Source organism: Solicola agrisoli (assembly GCF_049059935.1).
Lineage (GTDB): Bacteria > Actinomycetota > Actinomycetes > Propionibacteriales > Nocardioidaceae > JAURVT01.
Genome location: NZ_JBMGQR010000033.1, coordinates 1 through 26,005, shown reverse-complemented (window position 1 = coordinate 26,005; position 26,005 = coordinate 1). Strand labels below are relative to the sequence as shown.

The window sequence follows — 26,005 nt, the reverse complement described above, 5'->3', positions numbered from 1 at the left end:
CACGTGAGGCGGACCACGCTCAGGAGTCGGCGTCGTCCCCGCGTCCGGGGCGCAGCAGGACCAGCGCCAGCACGGCGGCGAGCGCCGCGCACACGGCCGCACCGGTGAACACCGCGCTCAGCTGGACGACGCCGGCGTCGACGAGCGCGTCGCGGTAGGCACCGCAGGTGGTGCCGCCGGGGCACAGCTCGGCGACGGGCGGGATCTCGCGCGTCGCGACGTAGAAGCGCTGGAGCCCGATGGTGGTGAGCGCGGAGATGCCGACGAGCATGCCGACCATGCGGGCCACGACGAGCAGAGCGCTCGCGACCCCGTGGGCCTCGCGGCGGGTCGAGGCGAGCAGCGCGGCGTTGACGGGCGCGATCGCGACCCCGAACCCCAGGCCGGCGACGACCAGGGGCACGGTGCTCGTCCACGACAGCAGGGCGTCGCGGTCCCAGGTGGCCATCGCGACGAACGAGACCGCGACGGCGAGCATCGCCACAGCGGTCAGCGGGCCCGGACGCACGCGCCGGGTGAGCCAGCCGCCCACCACGGCGCCCACGGGAAGCGCCACGAGGAAGCGCAGCAGCACCAGCGCCGCGTCGAGCTGGGAGTCGCGGTAGACCGTGATCCGGGCGAAGAACGGGATGTCGACGAGCGCCGCGATGAGGGCCGACCCGATCAGGAACGACACCACGATCGATCCCCAGGCGCGGCGCGCGCGCAGGGCGTCGCGGGGGACGAGCGGGAAGCGGGCGGCGCGCTGGCGCCAGGCGAACCCGACGGCGGACAGCGCGGCGACCGACAGCAGCCACGGCGCCTGCGGCGACAGCGCGCTCTGCTCGGGGTCGGCCGACGCGAAGGCCACGACGACGGCCCCGAGAGCCACGGCGAGCAGCAGCGCGCCGAGCAGGTCGGTGGTGCGGACGACCGGCCCCCACGAGCGCCAGTCGAGCAGCGGCCGTCGGGCGGTGGCCTGCCGCAGCACGAACAGCCCCAGGACCACCACGACGGCGATCGCGAGCGGGCTCGTCCAGCGGGTGTCGCCGACGGTCGGGAGGAACGCCAGGCCCCAGGTGATGTCGGTGACCAGGCCCGTGGGCTCCAGCTCGAGCACCGCGACGCACGCGAGCGCCGCCACGAGCAGCAGGGCCCCGAGCCCGTCGGGTCGTCCGCGCGACCGGGCCGGAGCCGCGCCGCCCTCGTCGGGACGGACGGCGAGCAGCGCCGCGACCAGCACCAGGCCGACCGCGCAGTTCAGCCAGAAGATCGCCCGCCAGTCGGCGACGGCGAGCACGAGCGCCCCGTAGAGCGGGCCCACGACGCTGCCCAGCTCCTGGACCGCCCCGACGACGCCGAGCGGCAGCCCGCGTCGCTCCGGTGGCCAGAGGTCGGCGACGAGGGCCAGGGTGGCGGGCACGAGCCCACCGCCGCCCACGCCCTGGACGAACCGGCCCACGACCATCGTGTCGAGGTCGTACGCGACGGCCGTGAGCACCGAGCCGATCGCGAACACCACGAGCGAGGCGAGCAGCACGGGCGCACGTCCCCGCAGGTCGGCGATGCGCCCGATGAGCGGCAGGACGCCGACGTAGCCCAGCAGGAACCCCGAGACGATGGGCGCCGCACGTTGCAGCTGGTCGAGGTCGAGCCCGGCCGACGTCATCATGTCGGGCAGCGCCAGCACCACGACGTACGTGTCGGCGGCGGCGAACGCGACCGCGACGGCGGCCAGGGCGAGCAGGACGCGCGGCGACCGGGAGCGGGCGCGCACGGCGTCACCCGGCGAGGTGCTCATGGCGGGGCCCGTCAGGGCGCGGTGATCTCGACCGGGGTGTCGGACGCGGTGGCGACCAGCTTGTAGGTGACGCGGTCGCCGCCGGCGTAGAACGGCCCGGCGATGGTGGCGTCGCGCAGGACGTCCTTGTCTGTGAGGCGGTACGACACGTCGAAGGTGCCGCTGGCGTCGGCGGTGGGGATCAGCGACTTGACGTCGCTGCCCGCGAGCTGGCCGTCGACGGCCGTGAGGACGTCGTCGCCGTCGCGGCTGCGGTCGCCGGCGCTGAGGTCCGTGGTCCTGGTGAGCAGCTCGGAGACCCCACCGGTCTTGGCCACGAGAGCCGCGGGGTCGGGCGCGCCGAAGTCGGCGGGGTCGATCGCGTTGAAGCCCGGCGCGAAGGCGATCTTGGCGTAGACCTTGCCGCCGGTGGAGACGACCTGGGCCTCGACGCCCGTGCCGCCCGCCGACACCCGGACGTCGCCGGTGAACGCGGGGGAGTGGTTGCCCTTGCCGGTGGCCGACAGCAGGCCGGTGACGCCCGAGGGCAGCTTCTCGGTGGTGAGCGAGAGGTCGATCGTCTCGGCGTCGTCGAGGGTGGTGCGCGCGGCCTCGAGCCGGGGACCGAGCATGTCGGGCCGGGTGGCCTCCTCGTCCTGACGGCTGCACGACGAGAGGAGCAACGCTCCGCCCAGCAGGAGCACGAGGGGTGTCAGGCGGCGATGGATCCCGAGGCGTGGCACGGCGTCAGTCTGCCAGAGACTCGGTGACGGGCCCGGGGTCCTGCCCGACCGGTGAGGCGACGGCCAGCAGCGCCTGGGTCGCGGGCACCCCGGAGCCGTCGCGTCGTCCGTCGGGGGCGGGCAGGTCGACCGCCGCACCGGAGGAGGCCGTGGCCATCGCGGGCCCGCGTCCGGCCCAGGCGAGCACCAGACCGTCCTCGCCGCCGCGCAGCCGGTGGCAGCGGACGCCGCCGGTGGCGCGTCCCTTGCCGGGGTACTCCGCGAACGGGGTGACCTTGATGCTGCCGCTGCCCGTGCCGGGCAGCGCGCCCGCGGCGTCGCCGGCGACGGTGACCACCGTCGAGCCCTCGTCGGGGGTGAAGGCGCCGAAGAACACCACGTGGGCGCCGGATCCGAGCTTGACGCCGGCCATGCCGCCGCCGCCGCGGCCCTGCGGGCGCACGGCCGAGGCCGGGTAGTGGAGCAGCTGGGCGTCGGACGTGACGAACACCAGCTCCTCGTCGCCGGTCTCGAGGGCACGGACGCCGACCACCTCGTCGCCGTCGGCGAGCGCCACGACCTCCCACGAGTCCTTGGCCGCGAGGTGCTCGGGCCGCACGCGCTTGACGACGCCGCGATGCGTGCCGAGCGCGAGCCCGGGGGCGTCGGGGTCGAAGCCGGTGAGGGCCAGCACGCGCTCGCCCTTGGCGAGGTCGAGGTGCTCCACCAGGGGAGACCCGCCCGACAGGTGCGGCGCGCCCGCGGTGGGCGGCAGCGCGGGCAGGTTGATGACGTCGAGCTTGACCAGCCGTCCGAGGCTGGTGAGCACGCCCACCTCGCCGCGGGCGGTGGAGCGGACGACGCTCGTGACGACGTCGTGCGAGGCGCGGCCGGTGCCGGTGCCCAGCGGGCCGTCGTCACCGGTGCGCGCGACCAGCCCGGTGGCCGACAGCAGCACCAGGCACGGGTCGTCGGGCACCTCGAGGGGCTGCGACGCCGCGACGGTCTGGCCGGCGGACTCCAGCAGCACCGTGCGGCGCGGGGTGCCGTGCTCGGCGGACACCTCGGCCAGCTCGTCGGACACGACGCGTCGCAGCACCTGCTCGTCGCCGAGGATCTCGTCGAGGTGGGCCAGCGTCTGCTCGAGCTCGCCCTTCTCCTTCTCCAGCTCGATCCGCGAGAAGCGGGTGAGCCGGCGCAGCTGCAGCTCGAGGATGTAGTCGGCCTGGGCCTGGCTGAGGTCGAAGACCTGCATCAGGCGCTCACGGGCGGCGGCGGTGTCGTCGCTGCCGCGGACGACCTGGATGACCTCGTCGATGTCGAGCAGGGCGACCAGCAGGCCGTCGACGAGGTGCAGGCGGTCGGCGGCCTTGCGGCGACGGAACCCGGTGCGGCGCCGCACGACGTCGTCGCGGTGGCTGAGGAAGACCTGCAGCATCTCGAGCAGGCCGAGCGTGCGGGGCTGGCCGTCGACGAGGGCGACGGCGTTGACGCCGAAGGAGTCCTCCATCGGCGTCATCTTGTAGAGCTGCTCGAGCAGCGCCTCGGCGTGGAACCCGTTCTTGACCTCGATCACGAGGTGCAGGCCCTTGTCGCCGTCGGTGAGGTTGAGGACGTCGGCGATGCCCTGCAGCTTCTTGGTCTGGACGAGCGTCTTGATCCGCTCGATCACCTTCTCGGGCCCGACGTTGTACGGCAGCTCGGTGACGACGATGCCGCGGCGGCGTCCCATCTGCTCCACCCGGGCGGTGGCGCGCATCTTGAAGCTGCCGCGGCCGGTGGCGTACGCGTCGCGGATGCCGTCCAGGCCGACGATCTTGCCGCCGGTGGGCAGGTCGGGCCCGGGGACGAAGCGCATGAGGTCGTCGAGGGTGGCCTGGGGGTGCGCGATCATGTGGCGCAGCGCGCCCACCACCTCGACGAGGTTGTGCGGCGCGATGTTGGTGGCCATGCCCACCGCGATGCCCGAGGTGCCGTTGACGATCAGGTTGGGCAGCGCGGCCGGCAGCACGGCCGGCTCGAGCTCGCGGCCGTCGTAGTTGGCCCGGAAGTCGACGGTCTCCTCGTCGATGGACGTGGTGAGGGCCAGTGCGGCCGGTGCGAGGCGGCACTCGGTGTAGCGCATGGCGGCCGGCGGGTCGTCGGGCGAGCCGAAGTTGCCCTGGCCGTCGACGAACGGCAGCCGCATCGACCAGTGCTGGGCCTGGCGCACGAGCGCGTCGTAGATGGCGCCGTCGCCGTGCGGGTGCAGCCGCCCCATGACCTCGCCGACGACGCGGGCGCTCTTGACGTGGCCGCGGTCGGGCCGCAGGTTCATGTCGGCCATCGTGAACAGGATGCGTCGCTGCACCGGCTTGAGGCCGTCACGGGCGTCGGGGAGCGCGCGGGAGTAGATGACCGAGTAGGCGTACTCCAGGAAGCTGGTGCGCATCTCCTCGCCGACGTCGATGTCGACGATCTTCTCCTCGAAGTCGTCGACGACGGGCGCGGACTTGCGGCTGGGGGCCATGCGGCTGCGGTCTCCTCGGCGGTGCGGGACGGTGCCCCTGCATTGTCCACCGGGCCCCCGACGGGCTCGCGCCCGCCACGCCGCGTGCCCATGATGGCCCGATGGCCGTCCCCACCACGTTCCCCGAGCCGTCGTCGGCGACGTCCGACCCCGCCGCCCTGCTCGGGCGCTACCTCGACTTCTACCGCGGCGAGCTGACGCGCGGCGTCCGCTCGCTCGACGACGAGGGGCTGCGGACGTCGCGGCTCCCGTCGGGGTGGACGCCGCTCGAGCTGCTCGCCCACCTGGTGCACGTGGAGCAGCGGTGGATCGTGTGGGGCTTCCTCGGCCGCGAGGTCGCCGAGCCGTGGGGCGACGAGGTCGACGGGCGCTGGGTCGTCCCGGACGGGGTGGACGTCGAGTCGCTGCTGGGGCGGCTCGACGCCGGTGCCGCCGTCACCTCCGAGGTGCTGGCGACGTCCCCGCTGGACGCGCTCGCCACCCCGGGCGGCCGGTGGACCGACGACCTGCCCACCCTGTCGTGGACCTGCTTCCACGTGCTCCAGGAGTACGCCCGCCACGTCGGGCACCTGGACGTCGCCGTCGAGCTCGCCGGTGGCTCGGTGGGGGAGGGCGCCTGACGCCGCCGGCCGGTGGCCCAGCCACGTCCGGCGGTGCGTCAGCCACCACGTCGGGCCCGAACGTGGTGGCTGAGCCACCGCCGGCCCGCACCGGTGGTGGCTCAGGCACCGCCGGCCGGTACCGGTGGCGGGTCGCTCAGGATTGGCTCCAGGTGTGGTGTGGACCACAGGACCTGGCCGCGCCGGGCCCCGACCTGGCGGTAGGTTCGTGACGTGACCGATCAGAAGACGGTGGCCGGCGGCACCCCGGGCCGCGCGTACCCCGCGCACTGGGAGGCCGACGTCGTGCTGCGCGACGGCCGGGCGGCGCAGCTGCGCCCGATCGACCCCGACGACGGCCCGGCGTTCGTCGACTTCTACGCCCGCGTCTCCGACCAGTCCAAGTACTACCGCTTCTTCGCCCCCTACCCGGTGCTCTCCGAGCGCGACCTCGTCCGCTTCACGCAGGTCGACCACGACCGACGGGTGGCGTTCGTCGTCACCGTCGGCGCGGCGGTCATCGCGGTGGGCCGCTACGACGCCGTCGACGACCGCGAGGCCGAGGTGGCGTTCCTGGTCGAGGACGCCCACCAGGGCCGCGGGCTCGGCCAGCTGCTCCTCGAGCACCTCGCGCAGGCCGGTCGCGAGCGCGGCCTCAAGACGTTCGTCGCCGAGGTGCTGCCCGACAACGTCCGGATGATCCAGGTCTTCCGCGACCAGGGCTACAAGGTGGCCGGCGCCGTCGAGGACGGCGTGATGCGCCTGGTCTTCCCCATCGACTCCACCGACACCGCGATGGGCGTCATGCAGGCGCGCGAGCACCGCGCCGAGGCGGCGTCGATCGAGCGCTTCTTCAACGCCCGCAGCGTGGCGGTCGTGGGTGCGAGCCGTCGTCAGGACACCATCGGCCAGGCGATGGTCCGCAACCTCGTGCTCGGCGACTACTCGGGCTCGGTGTACGCGGTCAACCCGCACGCCGAGTCGGTGTCGGGCCTGCCGGCCTACACGTCGGTGCAGGAGATCCCCGGCGAGGTCGACCTCGCCATCGTCGCGGTGCCGTCGGAGTCGGTGCCCGAGGTGGTGCTCGACTGCGCCGCCAAGGGCGTCCACGGCATGGTCGTCATCTCCTCGGGCTTCGCCGAGACCGGCGAGGAGGGTCGCCGTCGCCAGCGTCGGCTGCTCGGCCTCGCCCGCTCGTACGGGCTGCGGCTCGTCGGGCCCAACTGCCTCGGCGTCATCAACACCGCGTCGGGGATGCGCCTGAACGCCTCGCTGTCGCCGCTGATGCCGGCGCGCGGACGGGTCGGGTTCTTCTGCCAGTCCGGCGCGCTCGGCGTCGCGATCCTCGAGACGGTCGACCGTCGCGGCCTCGGCCTGTCCACGTTCGTCTCGGCCGGCAACCGCGCCGACGTCTCGGGCAACGACCTGCTCCAGTACTGGGAGGAGGACGACGCCACCGAGGTCGTCCTGCTGTACCTGGAGTCCATCGGCAACCCGCGCAAGTTCTCGCGCATCGCCCGCCGCGTCGGGCGCCGCAAGCCCGTCGTCGCGGTGAAGTCCGGACGCTCCACCCAGGGCGTCCCCGTCGGGCACGCCGTGCGCCACACCACGGCGCCGCAGTCCGCCGTCGACGCGATGTTCCGCCAGGCGGGCGTCATCCAGGTCGACACCCTCGACGAGATGTTCGACGTCGCCCAGCTGCTCGCGCACCAGCCGCTGCCGCGCGGCCCGCGCATCGCCGTCGTCGACAACTCCGACGCGCTCGGCCTGCTGGTCGCCGACGCCGCCGCGGCCGTGGGCCTGATCGTCACGCGTCCGATGTCGCTCGGCGCCAACGCCGACGCCGAGGACTTCGAGCGCGCGCTCGACGAGTCGCTCGACCACCCCGACGTCGACGCCGTCGTCGCGGTCTTCATCCCGCCGCTCGACGTCACCGGCGAGGAGGTCGCCAACGTCCTGGCCGCGGTGGGCGAGCAGTCCGACAAGCCCATCGTCTCCACGTTCCTCGGCACCAACGGCGTGCCCGAGCTGCTGCGCGTCCCCGACGTCGAGGGCAGCGCCGGACGCGGCTCGGTGCCGTCGTACTCCGCCCCCGAGGCCGCCGTGCGGGCGCTCGCCCGCGTCGTCGGCTACGCCGAGTGGGCCGGCCGCCCGCAGGGCGAGGTGCGGCACTTCGACGACGTCGACGCCTCCAGGGCCCGCGCGCTCGTCGAGGGCATCCTGCGCGACGACCCCGCCGGAGCCACCCTGTCGCCGCGGCAGGTGCACGACCTGCTCGAGTGCTACGGCATCGATCTGTGGACGTGGACGGCCGTCGAGGACCTCGACGAGGCCATCGCCGCCGGGGAGCAGCTCGGCTGGGACGTCGTGCTCAAGGCCACCGCCGAGCACCTCCGCGCGCGCCCCGACCTCGCCCACGTCTGGCGCAACATCGACGACGCCGACGACATGCGCGCCGCGTGGGCCTCGCTCACCGGCAGCGTCGCGCCGCCCGAGCAGGCGCGGTTCATCGTCCAGAAGATGTCGCCCCCGGGCGTCCCGCTGTCGCTGCGGGCCGTCGAGGACCCGCTCTTCGGGCCGCTGGTCTCCTTCGGCCTGTCCGGCGCCGCGAGCGAGCTGCTCGGCGACCGGTCGTTCCGCATCCCGCCGCTCACCGACGTCGACTCCGCCTCCATGGTCCGCGAGCTCCGCTCGGCCCCGCTGCTGCTGGGCTACCGCGGCAGCGAGCCCACCGACGCCGCCGCCATCGAGGAGCTGCTCGAGCGCCTCGCCGCGCTCAAGGACGACCTCCCCGAGGTGTCCGAGCTCGACCTCGAGCCGGTGCTGGCCCACGCCGAGGGCATGACGGTCCTGACGGCCCGCGCCACCGTCGCGCCGGCGGCCGACAACCGCAGCGACTGGTACGTCCGGCGGCTCAGCCAGCCCACCGGCGGCCTCGAGGACACCCTGCCCGGATAGGCCGCGGGGCCCTGTCGGGGCGAGGTGACAGACTGGCGTCCATGGCCTTCCGACACAGCGTGCCGTCACGCGTCGACGCGGGCGACGGCCCCGTCGACCGCACCGCCGACCTGCGCAAGGACGTCGAGCGCAGCGGCTACTACCCCGAGGTGGTCATCGCGGGCCTGTCCGACGCGCTCGGCGGCGAGCCGGTGGCCGAGTACGTCATCCACCACGAGCCCACGTTCGAGCGCGACGAGATCCGTCGCCACCTCACCGTTCTCGTGATGACGCAGACCCGCCTCGTCCTGGCGCACACCGACGAGCACGCGCCCGACGACCTCCTGCCCGAGCCGTACACGTCCACCACCACCGAGGCCGTCCCGCTCGGGCGCGTGGGGTCGGTCGTGGTCACCCGGATGGTCGTCACCGACCCGCGTCGCAGCCGCGCGGGCGCCACCGAGGCCGTGCTGACGGTCGGCTGGGGCGCGGTCCGCCGGCTCGAGCTCGAGCCCGCCACCTGCCCCGACCCGCAGTGCGACGCCGACCACGGCTACACGGGCAGCGACAGCACCGACGACTTCTCGCTGCGCGTCAGCGCCACCGCCGACGGCGGTGCCGCGGTCGAGCGGCTGCTGGCCTTCGCCCGGGCGCTGTCGGCCGCGACCTCCGTCCCCGCCCAGTGACCTCGGCGGTGGGCGCCGCCGGCGTGGTCGAGCCCGACTACGCCGGACGCGGACTGGCCTCGGTGCTGCCCAACGTCGCCGGCGCCGTCGGTCTCGAGGGCTGGCCCACCCACCTGCGGCTGCCGCCGGCGCTGCGCTACGTCGTGGTGCTCGTCGACGGCCTCGGCCACCGGCTGCTCCAGAAGCACGCGGACGAGGCCCCGTACCTCGCGGGCCTCGCTGAGGGCACCTCGCCGCTGACCGTCGGCGTCCCGTCCACCACGGCCACCAGCCTGACGAGCCTCGGCACCGGACTGCCGCCCGGCGGCCACGGCGTCGTCGGCTACACCAGCCGCATCCCCGGCACCGACCGCACCCTGAACGCGCTGCGCTGGCCGAGCGACGTCGACGCCACGCAGTGGCAGCCGCACACGGGCGTGCTGGAGCGCATCGCCGAGTCCGGCGTGCCCGCCAGCAGCGTCAACAAGGCCGAGTTCGAGGGGTCCGGGCTCACGCTGTGCAGCCAGCGCGGTGTGCCGTTCCACGGCGTCACGTCGGTGTGGGAGCGGCTCGAGGCCGTCGCCGACCTGTGCGAGGCCGAGGCGCAGGGCGTGGTCTACGCCTACGAGTCCACCCTCGACCATGCCGGGCACGAGCACGGCTGCACCTCGGAGCAGTGGCGCGAGCGCCTCCGGGCGATCGACGGCGACCTGCGCCACCTGCGCGACGCCCTGCCCGACGACACCGCGATGCTCGTCACCGCCGACCACGGCATGGTCGACCTCCCCCTCGAGGGTCGCTTCGACGTCGACGCCGAGCCGCACCTGCTCGACGACGTCGTGGTGCTGGCCGGCGAGGCCCGCTTCCGTCACCTCTACACCCGCACGGGCGCCGAGGCCGACGTCGCCGGACGCTGGGCCGAGCGACTCGGCGAGCAGGCTGTCGTCCTCACCCGCGACGACGCCGAGCGGCGCGGCTGGTTCGGCGAGATCGAGCCCCGCGTCCGTCCGCGCATCGGCGACGTCGTCGTCGCGTCCCTGGGCGACTTCGGGGTCTTCACCAGCGAGCGGTTCAAGGTCGAGATGAAGATGCGCGGCTTCCACGGCTCGGTCACCGCCGACGAGATGCTCGTCCCGCTGCTGGTCGACCCGCCCCGCTGACGCCCGTCAGGTGAAGGGCAGCACGTCGGTCGACGTGGCGCCCGCACGGGCGGCGGTGAGCCCGCGACGGTGGTGCAGGCGGCAGAGCACCTCGTAGCCCACCTTGGGGGCCGGACGTCCCACCGCCTCGACGTCGCCGACCACCATCTGCTCGCCCTCGGTGACCATGTGTCCGTCCTCGGTGCGGGCGTTGTGCGTGGCGCGCTCGCCGCACCAGCACAGCGCCTCGACCTGGAGGACGTGCATCCGGTCGGCCAGCTCGACGAGCCGGGCCGAGCCCTCGAACAGCTGGGTGCGGAAGTCGGTGAGGATCCCGAACGCGAACACGTCGACGCGCAGCTCGTCGACCACCTTGGCCAGCTGGTCGACCTGGGCGCGGCTGTAGAACTGCGCCTCGTCGCACACCAGGTAGTCCAGGCGTCCGCCGTGGGTGAGCGTGTCGACGACGTGCTGCCAGAAGTCGAGGTCGGGCGGCACCTCGACGGCCTCGACCGACAGGCCGAGGCGGCTGGAGAGCGTCGCGTCGCCGGCACGGTCGTGGCTGGTGAAGATGCGACCCTGGCGTCCGCGCGCCCGGTGGTTGTGGTCCATCTGGAGCGCGAGGGTCGACTTGCCGCAGTCCATCGTCCCGGTGAAGAAGGTCAGGCTGGCCACGGTCGGCCATCCTGCCACGGGCCCGTCGCCGGCCGCGTGGGCCGGGGGAGGGACCTACTTCTGGTCGCCGAACATGATCTCGTCCCAGCTGGGGACGCGACGGCGCTCACGACGACGCGGGCGCGAGCGCTGGTCGTCCTCGCCGTCGGCCGTGGCCGGGGGAGGGCCGGCGACGTCGCCGCTGGCGGCACGGATCTGCTCGGCGGTCTCGGACAGGTCGACGGTGCTCTCGTGCTGGTCGGGCTCCTCCGGCGCGTCGGGCTCGTCCTCGGGCAGCGACCCGTCGAGGGCGAGCTGCTCCATCGCCAGGGCACGCCGGGCGCGGGCGCGGCGGATGGACGTGACGCCGGGCTCCTCGTCGTCGGTCTCGGGGACGGGCGGCGGTGCCACCGCAGAGGTGATCGCGACGTCGGTGGCGTCGAGGTCGAGGGGCACGTCGGCGACCAGGGCGCGTCCGAGGTCGTCCTCGGCCACGACGTAGCGGCCGGGGCCGTCGAAGCAGAAGGTGCCGGCGAGCTCGTTGTCGACGGCGACGATGACCGTCCAGCGACCGTCGTCGCGGCGCCAGGAGTCCCAGGTGGCCTCGGACGGGTCGCCGCCGGCGGCGGACATCGTGGCGTCGACGGTGTCGCCGAGCACCACCGGCGCACCGGGGACGTGCTTGCGCCGCACGGTGGCCGCGCGTGCGCGTCCGGCGACGTGCTCGCGCTCGGCGAGGACGGGCACGGCGTACGTCATGATCTTGTCGACCGGGACGCCGGCGGCCTCGGCCACGGCCTCGGGGGACTCGCCCCGCCGGATCCGGTTCTGGATGTCGCGGGGGCGCAGAGCAGTGTCCATCTCGATCTCCAACTGTCCGAGCCGGGCCCGGTCGTTCCGCAGGGTCGCGCGGAGGCGCTCGTCGGCGGGCAGGCGGTACTGCTCGCCCGACGAAGCGGCCAGGACGACGTGGGCGCCGTCCTCGGAGAGGCCGATCAGGGTGAGCTCGCGCACCTGCTCCACCTCTCTGCCGTCCGCGGTCTGACGGTCCCCAGTCTCGCCCCCGACCCGCCCCGATCCAACGGGGCGCGCCGACGGTGGTGCGCCGATCCGCGCACCACCGTCGGACTCTATGTTGCGACCCATGAGAGCCGAGACGCTGCTGGTGGTGCTGGACCTCGTCGGCATCGCCGCGTTCGCCGTGTCGGGCGCGCTCGTGGCGGTCCGGCGGCGCCTCGACGTGTTCGGCGTCATCGTGCTGGCCGGCCTGACGGGTCTCGGCGGCGGCTTCCTGCGCGACGTCCTGATCGGGGCGACGCCGCCGGCGGCCCTGCAGGACTGGCGCTACCTGGTGGTGCCGCTCGTCGCGGGCCTGCTGGTGTTCCGCTTCCACCCCGTCGTGGAGCGGCTGGAGAAGCCCGTCAGCGTGACCGACGCGCTGGGGCTGGGCATGTTCTGCGTGGCCGGCGCGCTCAAGGCGGCCGAGGCCGGGCTGGGGCTGGTGCCGTCCGCGCTGCTCGGCATGGTGACGGGCATCGGCGGCGGCATCGTCCGCGACGTGCTCACCGGGTCGGTGCCGACCGTCCTGCGCGAGGGCCTCTACGCCACCCCGGCGCTCGCGGGCGCGTTCGTCGCCGTCGGGCTCCGCGAGGCCGGCCTCCAGCAGTGGTGGTGGGCGCTGCCCGGCGTCCTCGTCTGCGTCGGCTGGCGCCTGCTCGCCGTCCGCCGCGGCTGGCACGCCCCGCTCCCACCCGGCACCGACGGCTTCTGACCCGGCGGAAGTTTCCCAGGTATACCTGGGAAACTCTCCGGGCACCTGGAGAATTCTCCGGGTGCTGGGGCAGTTTCCCAGGTATACCTGGGAAACCGTCAGGGGGCGACGACCCGCGGGCGGATCGCCCAGGCCATGGCCGCGGCGAGGGCACCGGCGGCGAGGGGGACGGCGTAGGCGGCGTTGGGGCCCGCGGCGTCGACGACGGCGCCCGACGCGGCCGCGCCCAGGGCCACGCCGCCGGCCAGGCCGGTGGTGGCCCACCCGATGCCCTCGGTGAGCCGGTCGGACGGGACGAGCCGCTCGACCAGCGAGATCGACGCGACGAGCGACGGCGAGATCGCGAGCCCGGACGCGAGCAGGACGAGCGCGGCCAGGGGCACCGAGGCGACGAAGAGCATCGGCACGAAGCTCAGCCCGAGCGCCAGCGTCGCGATCCGGAACATCCGGTGGGGTGCCCAGCCCGATCCGACCGACCCCACGAGCACGCCCGCCACCAGGCTGCCCGCGGCCCAGATCGCCAGCAGGACGCCGGCGGCGCCCGGGCGTCCGAGGTCGTCGGTGAACGCGACCGTGACCACCTCGGTCGAGCCGAAGACCGTCCCGAGTCCCACCGAGGCGAGCACCACCGGCAGCAGCATCGTCCACCCGAGCGGCCGGCGCGGACGGGCGTCGACGTCGGACTGCAGCCGGACGGGGGGCGAGGTCGCGCGCTGCGCGGACAGCACGGCGGCGCCGACCACGCCGAGCCCGCCGGCGAGCACCAGCGCGACCGCCGGGTCGACGCCCGTCGCGAGCGCCACCACGACCACGGGCCCGACGATGAACACCACCTCGTCCACCACCGCCTCGAACGCGAAGCCGGTCTGCATCGTGGGACGGTCGGGGGCGACGTGACGCCAGCGGGTGCGCACCATCGCGCCCGCCTGCGGCAGCCCGCCACCGGCGAGCACGGCGCCGACGAACGCCAGCGGCACGACGCGGTCGGTCTCGACGGCCGTCAGCACCACGGCCAGGCCGGTCGCGAACACCGTCGCGGCGCCGAGCAGCACCCGTGCCTGCCCGACGCGGTCGGCGAGCCGACCCTGCACCGGCGAGCCGACGGCCCCGGCGACGCCCGCGCAGGCCGACACCGCCCCGGCCAGGCCGTACGAGCCGGTGCGCGCCTCGACGAGGAGCACCATCCCGAGGCCGGTCATCGAGATCGGGAACCGCGCGACGAGCCCCGTCATGCTGAACGCCAGCGCGCCGGGGATCGTCAGGATCCGGCGGTACGGGGCGAGCATCGGTCCTCCAGGGCGCGCGTCACCGCCGGACGTGACGTGGGCGACGTCGGGTGCGGGTCGGCGGGTGACTCGGGCAGCCTAGGTGCCGCGATGGGACGATGAGGTCATGCCCCTCGACGCACGACCCTTCGACGCGCTCCTGCTCGTCTCCTTCGGCGGACCCGAGCAGCCGGACGACGTGGTGCCCTTCCTGGAGAACGTCACCGCGGGCCGCGGGATCCCCCGCGAGCGGCTCGTCGAGGTCGGCGAGCACTACTTCGCGTTCGGCGGCCGCTCGCCCATCAACGACCAGAACCGCGACCTCCTCGCCGCCCTGCGCCAGGACCTCGCCGCGGCCGACATCGACCTCCCCGTCTACTGGGGCAACCGCAACTGGGACCCCTACCTCACCGACGCGATGGCCCGGATGCGCGACGACGGCGTCCAGCACGCCGCCTGCTTCGTGACGAGCGCCTACTCCTCGTACTCCGGCTGCCGGCAGTACCGCGAGAACTTCCACGACGCGCTCGAGGTCACCGGCGAGGGCGCCCCGCGCCTGTCCAAGCTGCGGCACTACTTCAACCACCCCGGCTTCGTGGAGCCGTTCGTCGACGCCACGGTCACCGCGCTGGCCCGCCTGGACGAGGACGTCCGCGACGAGACCGAGATCGTCTTCGTCACGCACTCGATCCCCACCGCGATGAACGAGGCCAGCGGGCGCCACGACGGCACCTTCGGCGGCGCGTACGTCCACCAGCACAGCGACGTCGCCACCGAGGTGGCCCGCCGGGTGCACGACCTCACGGGCGTCGACCGCGAGTTCGCCCTCGTCTACTGCTCCCGCTCGGGCTCGCCGCGCACCCCGTGGCTCGAGCCCGACGTCAACGACCACCTGCGCGAGGTCGCCCAGCGCGGCGGCAAGGCCGTCGTCGTGGTGCCCATCGGCTTCGTCTCGGACCACATGGAGGTCGTCTACGACCTCGACACCGAGGCGCGCGAGACCGCCGCCGAGCTCGGCCTGGCGTTCCAGCGCGCGTCCACCCCGGGCGTCAACCCGCAGTTCGTCTCGATGGTCCGCGACCTGCTGCTCGAGCGCGCCGCCCACGAGCGCGGCGAGAGCGAGGTCCCGCAGGCCACCGTGGGCGCCCTCGCCCCGAGCTGGGACGTGTGCCCGGTGGGCTGCTGCGCCAACGCGCGCGGCGAGCGTCCCGCGGCGTGCGGGATGGACTCGTGAGCACCGTCGACGCCCGCGCGCTCGGCGACCTGGCCCTCGAGGTGGCGCGCGAGGCCGCGGTGTTCGTGGCCGACCAGCGCCCGGTGGGACGGGTCGACGTCGCTCAGACCAAGAGCAGCCCCACCGACGTCGTCACCGCGATCGACCAGTCCACCGAGCAGCTGGTCCGCGACCGGCTGGAGGCGGCTCGCCCCGGCGACGGGTTCCTGGGTGAAGAGGGCGGGCTCCAGCCGGGCACGTCGTCGGTGGTGTGGGTCGTCGACCCGATCGACGGCACCGTCAACTTCGTCTACGGCATCCCGCACTACGCGGTCTCGATCGGCGCCGAGGTCGACGGCGAGATGGTGGCGGGCGTCGTCATCGACGTCGTCAAGGGCGAGGAGTGGACGGCCGTCCTGGGGGAGGGCGCCTACCTGGCCGCCCACGCGGGCGCCGAGCGCCGTCGTCTGCAGGCGACGGCGCCCCCGTCGCTGTCGCAGGCGCTCGTCGGCACCGGCTTCAGCTACGTGCTCGAGACGCGGCTCGCGCAGGCCGCCGCGGTGACCCGGCTGCTCGCCCACGTGCGTGACGTTCGTCGCATCGGGTCGGCCGCGCTCGACCTCTGCGCGCTCGCCGACGGACGCCTCGACGCGTATGTCGAGCAGGGCCTGAAGCCGTGGGACCTGGCCGCCGCGGGCCTGGTCGCCCGTGAATCCGGGGTCCTGATGAGCGGTGTCGACGGCGGGCCGGACGAGCGGCTCACCGTGGCCGCTCCGGCAGCCATCGACGAGGAATTTTGCGCGGTCGTCCGCGCTTGTGGTTTCTGACAGAACGCGAGGGGCGGACCCGCGATCTGTGTGACAGAATCCGCCTGCCCGACCGACCACGGACCACCTGGTGCGAGGCGGCTCGGACAACCATCGACGAGAGGAAGAAGGGGGAACATGGCTACCGACTACGACGCTCCGCGGAAGACCGAGGAAGAGCAGTCCGAGGACAGCATCGAGGAGCTGAAGGCACGGCGTCACGAGAAGAACTCGGGCAAGGTCGATGAGGACGAGGTCGAGGCGGCCGAGTCCTTCGAGCTTCCCGGCGCCGACCTCTCCCACGAGGAGCTCTCGGTCCAGGTCGTCCCACGGCAGTCCGACGAGTTCACGTGCTCGTCGTGCTTCCTGGTGCACCACCGCAGCCAGCTGGCCGAGGAGACCAAGTCCGGGCTGATCTGCCGGGACTGCGCGGCCTGAGGGTCCCGCACCACCTACCGTCCTGCCACCCCGACCGGATCCGTCCGGGGAGGGTCGCAGGACGTTCGTGCGTCCGGGGCCGGCTGCGTCAGGAGTAGCGGGCCGCCGAACAGGCGTGGCATCCGCTCCATGAGCCGGGCGCCGGAGCCGACGTCGACCGTGAGGGACGGGTTGAGATCGCCCAGGTCGCGCGCGAGCGCCTCGAAGCCCGGGCCGACGAAGACGCGCAGGTCCTTGCGGTCGTCGCGGAACGTCACGGTGCCCTGGTTGGCGCGCGTGGAGACGGTCTCGAGGTCGGCGACGGCGGCGGAGTGCTCGGTGCCGAGCCGTCGCCAGTGGATGCGCGTGTCGTCGAGCTCGATCCGGTACAGGTTCGTCACGAGCAGCTGCCACGCGATGACGGCGAGCACCGCCAGGAACAGCAGGACAGGAAGCCCGGACGCGGGTCCGTCGGAGACGGTCCGGGTGACGGCGGCCGTGATCGCGCCGACCGCCATGACCGAGAGGATCGCGGCGTTCCACCAGTAGGCGCCGGGGAAGCTCCACACCTTGCGGGAGGGTGACGTCATGGCCCCACGCTAGGAGAGCGCCGGCACCCGCGTCGGGCTCCCGCCCGAAACGTCCGGACCCGTCAGCGCTTGCGGATGCGCTTCTTGACCGCGGCGAGGTCCTTGGCGCGGGCGGCGGCGAGGTCGTCGGCGGTCATCGAGGCCAGCGGCTTCATGCCGGGCGGGAGCTCGCCGGTGGACTTCACCCAGTACTCCACGGCCTTGCGGTTGATCAGCACCTTGGACAGCTCGACGGTGGCGCCGGCCAGCGCGGCCCACGTCACGGCCTCGACGAGGCGCAGGTCGGGGTGCTGGGTGGGCGGACGGTGGCCGGTGGCGGCGCGCCACGTCAGCGAGGAGGCGCGGGTGGCGACGACGGCGGCCGCGACCTTGGCGCCGGTGTCGAGCAGCCGCCACGTGCCCTTGCCGGACTGCTTGGTCTTGCCGCTCTTCTTGCTGGACGCCACCGGTTCTCCTGTCCTGGGCCACGGGTCTGAGGCTGGGTCGACAGTCTGCCACCCCGCGGGAGGTGCTGACGGTCAGGGACGACGCGAGCGGAGCGCCGTCGCGAGGCGCTGGGGGTGCCGCGAGCCCACCAACCAGTACGGCGTGGGGTCGCGGGGGTCGAGGATCTCGACGCGGACGGCGGTGTGCACGTAGGGGCGGACGCAGAAGAACGCACGCGCGTCGGCCTGCGGGCCGTGCAGGGCGCGGGTCTGCGCGACGTCCAGCGCCTCGACCTCGCCGCAGTGCTGCAGCGCGATGCGCGCGGTGCCGGCGCGCAGGTGCAGGCGCGTGACCTCGACCCGGGCGCTGCCGTACTGCCACAGCCCGGCCCCGATGGCCACGCCGCCGACGACGGCCGCGCCGATCGCGAACCACGACGGGGTGGCGAGCACGAAGACCCACCACAGCGTCAGCGTGGTGAACGCGCCGACCAGCCACCACGACGCCGGGACGCTGAGCCGCTCGACGTACGCGTGCTCGTCGGGCGGGCTGGTCATGGGTCCAGCCTGCCATGCAGAGGGGTGTCGCCGGACGCCGGTAGGGTCGCCGTCGACGGGGCCCGACGGCCGTCGTCACGGTGCGACGTGGAGGTGCGGACGGTGGCAGGAGCGGGCGTCAGGGTGCAGCTGCGCAGGCTCGACGACGGCGTGCCGCTGCCGTCGTACGCCCGTCCCGGCGACGCGGGTGCTGACCTCGCCACCACGGTCGACGTCGAGCTCGCGCCGGGCGAGCGGGCGCTCGTCCCCACCGGCGTCGCGATCGCGCTGCCCGAGGGGTTCGCGGCGTTCGTGCACCCCCGCTCGGGCCTGGCGGCGCGCTGCGGCCTGTCCATCGTCAACACCCCCGGCACGATCGACGCGGGCTACCGCGGCGAGATCAGCGTGCTCCTGGTCAACCACGACCCGCACGAGCCGGTGCGGCTGAGCCGCGGCGACCGCATCGCCCAGCTGGTGGTGCAGCGCGTCGAGCACGCCGAGTTCGTCGAGGTCGACGACCTGCCGCCCTCCGAGCGCGGTGCGGGGGGTTACGGTTCCACGGGTGGTTTCGTCGATCGACGAGCCACCTAGGCGCCCACCGACACCGCACCGACCAGCACAGGGGATGAGACCGCGATGAAGTTCCGCCGCCGGAACCAGGACGTCGACGCCACCGACGTCGAGACCGAGGCCGACGCGGTCGACGAGACCTCCGACACCGACGACGACGCCGGCGAGGCCGTCGACCCGCGGGCGAACGGCCCCTGGGACCACACCGAGTTCGACGTCCCCGCCGACGAGCCCGCCTTCATCGACCTCGGCGGCCTCATCGTCCGCGGCCGGGTCGGTCTCGACCTCCAGATCCCGCAGGACGAGGGCACCGACCGCCTCGCGGCCGTGCTGCTCGTCACCAGCGACGCCGCCGTCGAGGTCCGCGCCTTCGCCGCACCCCGCACTGGCGGCCTGTGGGACGAGGTCCGCGCCGAGATCGTCGCCGAGGTCGAGCGCCTCGAGGGCCAGGTCGCCGAGGTCGACGGACCGCACGGCCCCGAGCTCCAGGTGCAGGTGCCCGCCCGCACCCCCGACGGGCAGGACGCCGTCCAGCCGTCGCGCATCGTCGGCGTCGAGGGCCCGCGGTGGTTCTTGCGCGGCACGTTCATGGGACGCGCGGCCCTCGAGCCCGACGTCGACGGCGTCCTCGAGCGCGGCTTCCGCGAGGTCGTCGTCCGGCGCGGCAACGACGCGATGCCGCCCCGCGAGCCGATCGAGGTCACGCTGCCCGCGGGCGCCGTCCCGGCCGGCGAGCAGACCGTCGTCGACGACTCCGCCACCTCCGCCGAGGAGTCCGACCAGGACCCCTCCGAGCGCGACGCCTGAGGGTTACGCTCTAGTCATGGGGATCTTCACGCGCACCGTCGAGCGCATCTCGGCGAGCGGCCGCTCCGAGGACGCCGACCTCCGCAAGGACGCCGAGCGCGCCGGCTGCGACCTCATCGCCCGGTGCGACGGCGTCCGCAACCAGGTCACCGTCCACGGCGTGCTGCGCTCGGTGACCATCCGTCCCCGCTCGGGCGTCTGCGCGCTCGAGGCCGAGCTGTACGACGGGTCGGCCTGCCTGCGCGTGGTCTGGCTCGGACGCCGTCAGATCGCGGGCATCGCCAGCGGGCGCCAGCTCACCGTCGTCGGCCGGCTGAGCCTGCAGGACGGCGAGCGCGTGATGTTCAACCCGCGCTACGAGCTCACCGCGTGAGCGATCCCGAGCAGGTCTGGACCGGCAGCGACGGCCCGGACCGCCCGTCCGACGCCTCGCGGCCCGCCCACGACACCGTCGAGCAGGTCGTCCGCGCCCAGCTCGCCAAGGCGCTCGGCGGCGTGCGGGGCATGCTCGAGGGCGCCGTCCCGACGATCGCCTTCACCGTCACGTTCCTGCTGACGCGCGAGGTCCGCACCGCGCTGATCCTCGGCGGCTCGCTCGCCGCCGTGCTGCTGGTGGTGCGACTCGTCCAGCGCCAGAACCCGCAGTTCGTCGTCAACGCGCTCGTCGGCATCGGCATCGCGGCGGTCTTCGCGCTCCGGTCGGGCGACGCCGCCGACGCGTTCCTGCCCGGCATCATCTACAACGCCGTCTACGGCGTGGTGCTCGCGATCTCCGTCGTGGTGGGCTGGCCCGTCGTGGGCTTCCTGGTGGGAAGCGTCACCGGCGACCCCACCGCCTGGCACGCCGACAAGCCCATGGTGCGGCTGTGCGCCCGCCTCACCTGGCTGCTCGCCGCGCCCTGCCTGGTCCGCGTCGTCGTCCAGCTGCCGCTCTACCTGCTCGCCCGCGGCGAGGACTCCGGCCTGTGGTTCGCCCTCCTCGGCGGCTCCAAGGTCGTCATGGGCTGGCCCCTCCAGGTGGCCGCCTTCGCCGCCATGGCGTGGGTGCTCGGCCGCGGCCGCACCCCCGTCGCCCGTCCCGCCCAGGCCTGATCCCGGCCCCCTCCCCGCCGAGTGGCGCAAAACTCGTACCGAGTGGCGCAATTCCGGGCCGACACACCGACGGCGGCCCCGAATCTGCGCCACTCGGCGGTCCGGGCGGGCAGGTGGTCCGGGGGTGGCGTCTCAGACGGGGCGGGTGACCGGCTTGGCGGGGTGCGTGGAGGGTGACAGGAGCGAGGCGATCTCGTCCTCGACCTCCTCGGCGGCCACCAGGAGCAGCTCGTCGCCGGCCTCGAGGGAGCGGTCGGGCTCGGGGGTCTGGATGGAGTCGTCGCGCAGGATCGCCACGAGGACGACGTCGGTGGGCCAGGGCACCTCGACGACGCGGCGGCCGATGAAGGGGGAGTCCTCGGGGAGCGTCAGCTCGACGAGGTTGGCCGAGGACTGACGGAAGGTGAACAGCCGGACGAGGTCGCCGACGGTCACCGCCTCCTCCACCAGCGCCGACATCAGGCGCGGGGTCGAGACCGACACGTCGACGCCCCACGACTCGCTGAACAGCCACTCGTTGGACGGGTGGTTGACGCGGGCGACGGTGCGCGGCACCCCGAACTCGGTCTTGGCGAGCAGCGAGATGACCAGGTTGGCCTTGTCGTCGCCGGTGGCGGCGATGACGACGTCGCAGCGCTGCATCTGCGACTCCTCGAGCGACGACATCTCGCAGGCGTCGGCGAGGAGCCACTCGGCGCCGGGCACGCGGTCGGCCTTGATGGCGCGCGGGTCCTTGTCGATGAGCAGGATCTCGTGGCCGTTCTCGAGCAGCTCCTGGGCGACCGAGCGCCCCACGGCGCCGGCTCCGGCGATGGTGACCAGCATGGTCAGTCCTCCTCGGGGCCCTGGGCGAGGGCGGACATGATCGTCTCGTCGTCGGTGTCGGAGAAGACGTGCAGCAGGTCGCCCTCCTGGATCCGGGTCTTGCCGGTGGGCATCATCCCGGCGCCGAGGCGCGTGAGGTGCGAGACGCGTCCGCCCGTCGCCTGCTCGAGCGCGGCGACCGGGTGGCCCACCCAGACGTCGGGGGCCAGCACCTGGTCCATCCGGATCCTGCCCGTGGGGTCGCGGTAGGTGGGCTCGGTGCCGGCGGGGAGCACGCGGCGGAGCACCTGGTCGGCGGCCCACGTCACGGTGGCGACGGTGGGGATGCCGAGGCGCTCGTAGACCTCGGCGCGACCCGGGTCGTAGATCCGCGCGACGACCGTGGGCACGTCGAACTGCTCGCGCGCCACGCGGGCGGAGATGATGTTGGAGTTGTCGCCGCTCGAGACGGCGGCGAACGCGTCGGCGCGCTCGATGCCGGCCTGCGTGAGCACCGCGCGGTCGAAGCCCGGGCCGGTGACGGTGGTGCCGCCGAAGGACGGGCCGAGGCGGCGGAACGCGTCGGGGTTGCTGTCGATGACGGCGACGGTGTGGTCGCGGTCCTCCAGGCTGCGCGCCAGCGTGGAGCCCACCCGGCCGCAGCCCATGATCACGATGTGCACGCGGTGACCGTACCCCAGAAGGGCCCTGCTGCTGCGGTGCACGGGGACCGGCCGGGCGAGCGGTGCCCGTGCGCCTACGATGCCGACGTGGGACTGGCTGAGGCACGCATGCGCATCCTCGGGGACCTCGAGCCCCGCGTCCGCCGGGGCGACCCCGCTCCGACGCGTCGGGACGAGCAGCGGTGACGCTCGTCGGCGAGCGCTTCACCGTCGACGTCGGCCCCGTCGCCCACGGTGGTCACTGCGTGGCGCGCCACGACGGCCGCGTGGTCTTCGTGCGGCACGCGCTGCCCGGCGAGCGGGTGGTCGCGACCGTCACCGAGGGCGAGGACGACTCGCGCTTCCTGCGGGCCGACGCCACCGAGGTGCTCCAGGCCGCGCCCGGACGCGTCAAGCCCCGCTGCCCGGTCTCGGGCCCCGGCGGCTGCGGCGGCTGCGACTTCCAGCACGTCGACCTGCCCACCCAGCGCGAGCTCCTCGGCGCGGTCGTGGCCGAGCAGCTGCAGCGCCTCGCCGGCCTGGACGTCGACGTCCGCGTCGAGGCACCCGACGACGGCGACGGCCTCGGGTGGCGCACCCGGGTCGGCTACGCGGTCGGTGACGGCGACCGTCTCGGCCTGCGCCGGCACCGCTCGCACGACGTCCTGCCCGTCGACCCCTGCCCGATCGCGCACCCCGCGCTGGCCGACCTGACCTCGCTGCCCTGGCCCGCCGTCCGCGTCGAGGGCGTCGTGTCGTCGACGGGGGAGCGGCTCGCGGTCGTCGAGGGCGCCCGCGGCGAGCTGCCTCCCGTCCCGCTCGACGGCGTGGTCGACGAGCGGGGGCGCCACGTCAGCGGTGCCTCGCAGGTGGTCGAGCAGGTCCGCCACCGCTCGTTCACCGTCGGCGGCTCGGGCTTCTGGCAGGTGCACCCGCGCGCGGCGGGCGTCCTCGTCGACGCCGTGATGGACGCCGCGCGTCCCGAGCCGGGCCAGACCGTCGCCGACCTCTACGCCGGGGTCGGGCTGTTCGCCGCGTTCCTGGCCGAGGCGGTGGGGGAGTCCGGGCTCGTCGTCGCCGTCGAGTCGGGCCGCCGGGCCACCGAGGACGCCGCCGCCAACCTCGCCGACCTCCCGCAGGCCGTCGTCGCCCACGCCGGCGTCCAGCCCGCGATGGACCACGGCACCGTGCCGCCCGAGGTCGACGTCGTCGTCCTCGACCCGCCGCGCACCGGGGCCAAGGCCAAGGTCGTGCGGGCGATCGCGTCACGCCGCCCCGAGCGCGTCGTGTACGTGGCCTGCGACCCCGCCGCGCTCGCCCGCGACGTCGCCACCTTCGCCGAGGAGGGGTACGTGCTCGACGCGCTCCGGGCGTTCGCGCTGTTCCCGATGACGCACCACGTCGAGTGCGTCGCGACGCTCGTCCCCGCACCGGCTGAGTAGGCGTACCCAGGCGCGGTCGGGTACGCCGACGCTGCCGTCGGACCCGTCCGGCGGCCGACCCTGGTGGCATGAGGACGTACGCCGACCCCACCACCTGCCCCTCCTGCGGGGCACCTGCGACCGCGGCACCCCGCTGCGGGACGTGCGCCGTCGACCTCCGGGGCGCCGACGCCCGTGAGGTGCTGCGACTGCTCGCGACCGTCGACGGGCTGCTCGGGACGATGCGCGCCGACGCCGCGTCCTGGCGGTCCCGGGTCGCTGCCGCGCCCGCGCCCGGGCAGTTCGTCCCCACCCGCGCCTACCCGGCCACCCCCGCGCCGCCCGCCCGGAGCCCGTGGTCGGTCGGCGCGCTGCTGCTCGCCCTCGGTGCGCTGTGCCTGGTGGTCGCGGCCTTCGTGTTCGTCAGCGTGGCGTGGGGCTCGCTCGGCCTGGGCGGCCGCACGGCGGTGCTCGTGGCGGTGACGGGCGTGGTCGGCGGGGCGGCCGCCCTGGCCACCGCGCGCCGGCTGCGCGGCTCGGCCGAGGCGCTCGCGGCGGTGACGGCCGGCCTGGTCGCGCTCGACTACTGGGCCGCGCGCGGGTACGGCCTCGCCGGGCTCGGTGCCCTCGATGGCGCGCCGGCCACGGTGGTCTTCGGTCTGCTGCTCCTGGCCGTGGGAGTCGCCGCGACGCTGGCCTCGCGTGGACGGCTCGGCTCGACGCTGGTCGTCGGCGAGCTGACGGCTCTGCTCGGTGCCGCGTCGGTGACGGCGGGCCTGGCCGCGCTGTCCGACGGGTCGTTCTGGGGCGGGTTCGTCGGCGTCCTCGCCGCCGGCGGCGTGTGGGCGTGCGCCCGGGTCGCCGGGCTGCGGGTGCTGCGGGTCGGCTCCGTGGTCGTGGCGCTCACGTCCTACGTCCTGCTGACGGCCGCCCAGCTCGTCCTCCTCGGGCTCGGCCCGGTCCTCGGCTCGCCGACGGACCTCGCGGACGCCGCGCTGCGGACGCTCGCGCTGACCGCGGTCGCGGCCGGCGTCGCTGCGGGCGCCGTGCTGGTCCTGCCGGGACGTGCCGGGGTCGCGTCCGCCGCGGTCGTCGTCGCCGTGGGCCAGGTGGTCCTTCCGCTCCTCGTCGTGGCCGGCCTCGACCCCCGGGTCGGCGACCACGTGCTCACGTCCTCCGCGGTCGTCGCGGCGGCGGTCGTCGCCCTGGCGCTGCTGGGCTGGGCCGACCTCGGAGCCGTGGGGCGCGGCCTGCGGGCCTCGGCCGTCCTGTGGTCGCTGCCGGTGGTGGGCCTGCTCGCCGGCTGGCTGGTGCTCGCCGTCACCGCGGCCGTCACCACCGTCCTGCCGGTGTGGTCCGGACGGGCCACCGACCCCGTCGCCGTGGACGCGTCGGCTCCGCTCGGCCCGTGGTGGTCCTCGCTCCTGCTCGCGGCGTCGCTGTCGGTCGCGGCGGCCGTCGCGTCGCTCTGGCGCCGCAGCCCGGCACCGGCGGGCGCCCGTCGGGCGCTGCCCCGCGTGGCCGTCGGGGTTGCCGCGGCAGCGGCGCTCCTGCAGCCCCTCATCGTCCCGGCGCCCGCCTGGGTGCCCGTGGCGGTCGCCGGCGGGGTCGCCCTGGCGGGCCTGGCGGTCTCGTGCTGGCGCGGCTCGGCGGCGGTCGAGGCGGCCGTCGTCGGTGCCCTGGCGGTCGCCTCCGGGCTCGCCGCGGTCGACCAGGCGTTGTCGCTCGTCACCTGGGCGCTCGCGTCCATGGTGCTGGGCGTCGTGGCCGCACGCTCGCGCGACCGTCGGGTCGTGGCGGCCTCGTCCGGCTCCTGCGCCCTGGCCGTGCTCGCGGTGGTGGCGACGGCCTCGGACCTGCTGGCCGCGCCCGACCGCGTCGTCCAGCTCGCGACCGCCGTCGCCGTCCTGCTCGTGGTGGGCTCCGCCCAGATGCTGGCACGGGTGCTCTCGACCGCTCGCCGCGACGCGCTGCGCCTGCCCGTCGAGGTGGTCGCGGCCGTGGTCGCCGTCCCGGTGCTGCTGGCGGTGCCGGGGGAGACCCTCGCCTGGAGGGCGCTCGTCTGGACGGTGCTCGGTGCGGGCGCCGCGTTCGTCGGCCTGCTGGTCGCCGACCGTCGACTCGTCGGCGTCGCCGGGTCGGCGCTGCTCGCCGGTGCCTACGTCATGAGACTGCTGGCCAGCGACGTCGGACTGGTGGAGGCCTACACGCTCCCGTTCGCGGTGCTGCTGGGGATCGCCGGGGTGGTGGTGCTGCGGCGCCGTCCGACCACCGGCACCTGGCTCGCCCTCGGGCCGGCGCTCGCCCTCGGCCTGCTGCCGAGCCTGCCGCTCGTCCTGGCGGACCCGACCAGCCTGCGCGGCCTGCTGCTCGGGCTCGGGTCCCTCGCGGTGCTCGGCACGGGGATCGTGCTGCGCTGGCAGGCGCCGGTGGTGGCGGGCGCGTCCGTCGCGGCCGTGCTGGTGCTGCGCCACCTCGGCCCCTACGCCGACGCCGTCCCGCGCTGGGTGCTCATCGCCGTCGCCGGCCTCACCCTCCTCGCCGTCGGCATCACCTGGGAGAGCCGCGTCCGCCAGGCCCGCTCCGCCGCCCTCGTCCTGCGCACCCTGCGCTGACCGGCCGTCGGTTTCCCAGGTTCACC

25 protein-coding genes are annotated in these 26,005 nt (G+C 74.6%); 14 read left to right on the top strand and 11 right to left on the bottom strand.

Annotation, left to right across the window (positions count from 1 at the left end; translation table 11 throughout):
- Window positions 1-19: 19 nt before the first annotated feature.
- The 3 genes from ACI6PP_RS12915 to ACI6PP_RS12905 are packed head-to-tail and all read right to left on the bottom strand — an operon-like array spanning window position 20 to window position 4,990.
- Window positions 20-1,780: an MFS transporter gene (locus tag ACI6PP_RS12915; RefSeq protein WP_421112002.1), complete on the bottom strand. Its 1,761-nt coding sequence runs from the start codon at window positions 1,778-1,780 to the stop codon at window positions 20-22.
- Window positions 1,781-1,791: 11 nt separating this feature from the next.
- The gene (locus tag ACI6PP_RS12910) at window positions 1,792-2,502 is read right to left on the bottom strand and encodes an LppX_LprAFG lipoprotein (protein ID WP_421112001.1); all 711 of its coding nucleotides are present in this window, start codon (window positions 2,500-2,502) and stop codon (window positions 1,792-1,794) included.
- 4 nt (window positions 2,503-2,506) lie between these two features.
- Window positions 2,507-4,990 (bottom strand): DNA gyrase/topoisomerase IV subunit A, encoded by a 2,484-nt coding sequence (locus ACI6PP_RS12905; RefSeq protein WP_421112000.1) that lies wholly within the window; start codon window positions 4,988-4,990, stop codon window positions 2,507-2,509.
- A gap of 101 nt (window positions 4,991-5,091) precedes the next feature.
- Between ACI6PP_RS12905 and ACI6PP_RS12900 the strand changes: the two genes are divergently transcribed.
- The 4 genes from ACI6PP_RS12900 to ACI6PP_RS12885 all read left to right on the top strand — a co-directional run bounded on the left by ACI6PP_RS12900 (window position 5,092) and on the right by ACI6PP_RS12885 (window position 10,351).
- Entirely contained in the window at window positions 5,092-5,610 is a 519-nt protein-coding gene (locus tag ACI6PP_RS12900; protein WP_421111999.1) for a mycothiol transferase, read from the top strand.
- Between the two features lie 213 nt (window positions 5,611-5,823).
- Window positions 5,824-8,547 carry a bifunctional acetate--CoA ligase family protein/GNAT family N-acetyltransferase gene (locus tag ACI6PP_RS12895; protein ID WP_421111998.1) on the top strand — a complete coding sequence of 908 codons (2,724 nt, stop codon included), beginning with the start codon at window positions 5,824-5,826 and terminating at the stop codon, window positions 8,545-8,547.
- Window positions 8,548-8,588: 41 nt separating this feature from the next.
- Entirely contained in the window at window positions 8,589-9,212 is a 624-nt protein-coding gene (locus ACI6PP_RS12890) for a DUF5998 family protein (protein WP_421111997.1), read from the top strand.
- Window positions 9,209-10,351 carry an alkaline phosphatase family protein gene (locus tag ACI6PP_RS12885; protein WP_421111996.1) on the top strand — a complete coding sequence of 381 codons (1,143 nt, stop codon included), beginning with the start codon at window positions 9,209-9,211 and terminating at the stop codon, window positions 10,349-10,351. Before ACI6PP_RS12890 ends, ACI6PP_RS12885 begins: the two co-directional genes overlap by 4 nt.
- A gap of 6 nt (window positions 10,352-10,357) precedes the next feature.
- On the opposite strand, the gene ACI6PP_RS12880 is transcribed toward ACI6PP_RS12885, so the two are convergent.
- Window positions 10,358-11,005 carry a thymidine kinase gene (locus ACI6PP_RS12880; RefSeq protein WP_421111995.1) on the bottom strand — a complete coding sequence of 216 codons (648 nt, stop codon included), beginning with the start codon at window positions 11,003-11,005 and terminating at the stop codon, window positions 10,358-10,360.
- 54 nt (window positions 11,006-11,059) lie between these two features.
- Window positions 11,060-11,998, bottom strand: a complete 939-nt coding sequence (gene sepH / locus ACI6PP_RS12875; RefSeq protein ID WP_421111994.1) for a septation protein SepH — start codon at window positions 11,996-11,998, stop codon at window positions 11,060-11,062.
- Window positions 11,999-12,128: 130 nt separating this feature from the next.
- Here sepH and ACI6PP_RS12870 point away from each other — a divergent pair, with 130 nt between their 5' ends.
- Window positions 12,129-12,755, top strand: a complete 627-nt coding sequence (locus ACI6PP_RS12870) for a trimeric intracellular cation channel family protein (protein WP_421111993.1) — start codon at window positions 12,129-12,131, stop codon at window positions 12,753-12,755.
- 98 nt (window positions 12,756-12,853) lie between these two features.
- Here ACI6PP_RS12870 and ACI6PP_RS12865 read toward each other — a convergent pair whose 3' ends face one another.
- Window positions 12,854-14,041 carry an MFS transporter gene (locus ACI6PP_RS12865; protein ID WP_421111992.1) on the bottom strand — a complete coding sequence of 396 codons (1,188 nt, stop codon included), beginning with the start codon at window positions 14,039-14,041 and terminating at the stop codon, window positions 12,854-12,856.
- A gap of 106 nt (window positions 14,042-14,147) precedes the next feature.
- Between ACI6PP_RS12865 and ACI6PP_RS12860 the strand changes: the two genes are divergently transcribed.
- From ACI6PP_RS12860 to ACI6PP_RS12850, 3 genes are all read left to right on the top strand, one after another.
- Complete coding sequence (locus ACI6PP_RS12860) at window positions 14,148-15,254, top strand: ferrochelatase (protein WP_421111991.1); 1,107 nt, start codon at window positions 14,148-14,150, stop codon at window positions 15,252-15,254.
- The gene (locus tag ACI6PP_RS12855; protein WP_421111990.1) at window positions 15,251-16,060 is read left to right on the top strand and encodes an inositol monophosphatase family protein; all 810 of its coding nucleotides are present in this window, start codon (window positions 15,251-15,253) and stop codon (window positions 16,058-16,060) included. The genes ACI6PP_RS12860 and ACI6PP_RS12855 overlap by 4 nt, the downstream gene beginning before the upstream one ends.
- Before the next feature lie 117 nt (window positions 16,061-16,177).
- The gene (locus ACI6PP_RS12850; RefSeq protein WP_421111989.1) at window positions 16,178-16,477 is read left to right on the top strand and encodes a DUF4193 domain-containing protein; all 300 of its coding nucleotides are present in this window, start codon (window positions 16,178-16,180) and stop codon (window positions 16,475-16,477) included.
- A 14-nt stretch (window positions 16,478-16,491) separates the two neighbouring features.
- On the opposite strand, the gene ACI6PP_RS12845 is transcribed toward ACI6PP_RS12850, so the two are convergent.
- From ACI6PP_RS12845 to ACI6PP_RS12835, 3 genes are all read right to left on the bottom strand, one after another.
- Entirely contained in the window at window positions 16,492-17,046 is a 555-nt protein-coding gene (locus ACI6PP_RS12845) for a hypothetical protein (RefSeq protein WP_421111988.1), read from the bottom strand.
- A gap of 62 nt (window positions 17,047-17,108) precedes the next feature.
- Window positions 17,109-17,492, bottom strand: a complete 384-nt coding sequence (locus tag ACI6PP_RS12840) for a DUF4235 domain-containing protein (RefSeq protein ID WP_421111987.1) — start codon at window positions 17,490-17,492, stop codon at window positions 17,109-17,111.
- 72 nt (window positions 17,493-17,564) lie between these two features.
- Window positions 17,565-18,029: a DUF3093 domain-containing protein gene (locus ACI6PP_RS12835; RefSeq protein ID WP_421111986.1), complete on the bottom strand. Its 465-nt coding sequence runs from the start codon at window positions 18,027-18,029 to the stop codon at window positions 17,565-17,567.
- A 102-nt stretch (window positions 18,030-18,131) separates the two neighbouring features.
- Between ACI6PP_RS12835 and dut the strand changes: the two genes are divergently transcribed.
- From dut to ACI6PP_RS12815, 4 genes are read left to right on the top strand one after another with little or no spacing between them, the layout of a single operon-like run.
- Window positions 18,132-18,599 (top strand): dUTP diphosphatase, encoded by a 468-nt coding sequence (dut, locus tag ACI6PP_RS12830; protein ID WP_421111985.1) that lies wholly within the window; start codon window positions 18,132-18,134, stop codon window positions 18,597-18,599.
- A 45-nt stretch (window positions 18,600-18,644) separates the two neighbouring features.
- On the top strand, window positions 18,645-19,385 hold the full coding sequence (locus tag ACI6PP_RS12825) for a DUF3710 domain-containing protein (RefSeq protein WP_421111984.1): 741 nt from the start codon (window positions 18,645-18,647) through the stop codon (window positions 19,383-19,385).
- Between the two features lie 16 nt (window positions 19,386-19,401).
- Complete coding sequence (locus ACI6PP_RS12820; RefSeq protein ID WP_421111983.1) at window positions 19,402-19,758, top strand: OB-fold nucleic acid binding domain-containing protein; 357 nt, start codon at window positions 19,402-19,404, stop codon at window positions 19,756-19,758.
- Window positions 19,755-20,477, top strand: a complete 723-nt coding sequence (locus ACI6PP_RS12815; RefSeq protein ID WP_421111982.1) for a DUF3159 domain-containing protein — start codon at window positions 19,755-19,757, stop codon at window positions 20,475-20,477. Before ACI6PP_RS12820 ends, ACI6PP_RS12815 begins: the two co-directional genes overlap by 4 nt.
- 132 nt (window positions 20,478-20,609) lie before the next feature.
- Here the strand turns inward: ACI6PP_RS12815 and ACI6PP_RS12810 are convergent, their stop codons facing one another.
- Together ACI6PP_RS12810 and ACI6PP_RS12805 are read right to left on the bottom strand one after the other, a co-directional pair.
- Complete coding sequence (locus ACI6PP_RS12810; RefSeq protein WP_421111981.1) at window positions 20,610-21,302, bottom strand: potassium channel family protein; 693 nt, start codon at window positions 21,300-21,302, stop codon at window positions 20,610-20,612.
- A gap of 2 nt (window positions 21,303-21,304) precedes the next feature.
- Window positions 21,305-21,982, bottom strand: a complete 678-nt coding sequence (locus tag ACI6PP_RS12805; protein WP_421112018.1) for a potassium channel family protein — start codon at window positions 21,980-21,982, stop codon at window positions 21,305-21,307.
- Window positions 21,983-22,146: 164 nt separating this feature from the next.
- Between ACI6PP_RS12805 and ACI6PP_RS12800 the strand changes: the two genes are divergently transcribed.
- Both ACI6PP_RS12800 and ACI6PP_RS12795 read left to right on the top strand, forming a co-directional pair.
- Window positions 22,147-23,385, top strand: coding sequence for a class I SAM-dependent RNA methyltransferase (locus ACI6PP_RS12800; RefSeq protein ID WP_421111980.1), 1,239 nt, complete (start codon window positions 22,147-22,149; stop codon window positions 23,383-23,385).
- A gap of 68 nt (window positions 23,386-23,453) precedes the next feature.
- Entirely contained in the window at window positions 23,454-25,979 is a 2,526-nt protein-coding gene (locus tag ACI6PP_RS12795) for an SCO7613 C-terminal domain-containing membrane protein (protein WP_421111979.1), read from the top strand.
- The last annotated feature ends 26 nt before the right edge of the window (window positions 25,980-26,005 follow it).

What these genes read in the sequence shown, in the direction of transcription:
- ACI6PP_RS12915 (WP_421112002.1), bottom strand. Translation starts at nt 1,780, where the DNA reads ATGAGCACCTCGCCGGGTGACGCCGTGCGCGCCCGCTCCCGGTCGCCG.
- ACI6PP_RS12905 (WP_421112000.1), bottom strand. Translation starts at nt 4,990, where the DNA reads ATGGCCCCCAGCCGCAAGTCCGCGCCCGTCGTCGACGACTTCGAGGAG.
- ACI6PP_RS12900 (WP_421111999.1), top strand. Translation starts at nt 5,092, where the DNA reads ATGGCCGTCCCCACCACGTTCCCCGAGCCGTCGTCGGCGACGTCCGAC.
- ACI6PP_RS12890 (WP_421111997.1), top strand. Translation starts at nt 8,589, where the DNA reads ATGGCCTTCCGACACAGCGTGCCGTCACGCGTCGACGCGGGCGACGGC.
- ACI6PP_RS12870 (WP_421111993.1), top strand. Translation starts at nt 12,129, where the DNA reads ATGAGAGCCGAGACGCTGCTGGTGGTGCTGGACCTCGTCGGCATCGCC.
- ACI6PP_RS12865 (WP_421111992.1), bottom strand. Translation starts at nt 14,041, where the DNA reads ATGCTCGCCCCGTACCGCCGGATCCTGACGATCCCCGGCGCGCTGGCG.
- ACI6PP_RS12860 (WP_421111991.1), top strand. Translation starts at nt 14,148, where the DNA reads ATGCCCCTCGACGCACGACCCTTCGACGCGCTCCTGCTCGTCTCCTTC.
- ACI6PP_RS12850 (WP_421111989.1), top strand. Translation starts at nt 16,178, where the DNA reads ATGGCTACCGACTACGACGCTCCGCGGAAGACCGAGGAAGAGCAGTCC.
- ACI6PP_RS12845 (WP_421111988.1), bottom strand. Translation starts at nt 17,046, where the DNA reads ATGACGTCACCCTCCCGCAAGGTGTGGAGCTTCCCCGGCGCCTACTGG.
- ACI6PP_RS12835 (WP_421111986.1), bottom strand. Translation starts at nt 18,029, where the DNA reads ATGACCAGCCCGCCCGACGAGCACGCGTACGTCGAGCGGCTCAGCGTC.
- ACI6PP_RS12825 (WP_421111984.1), top strand. Translation starts at nt 18,645, where the DNA reads ATGAAGTTCCGCCGCCGGAACCAGGACGTCGACGCCACCGACGTCGAG.
- ACI6PP_RS12820 (WP_421111983.1), top strand. Translation starts at nt 19,402, where the DNA reads ATGGGGATCTTCACGCGCACCGTCGAGCGCATCTCGGCGAGCGGCCGC.
- ACI6PP_RS12810 (WP_421111981.1), bottom strand. Translation starts at nt 21,302, where the DNA reads ATGCTGGTCACCATCGCCGGAGCCGGCGCCGTGGGGCGCTCGGTCGCC.
- ACI6PP_RS12795 (WP_421111979.1), top strand. Translation starts at nt 23,454, where the DNA reads ATGAGGACGTACGCCGACCCCACCACCTGCCCCTCCTGCGGGGCACCT.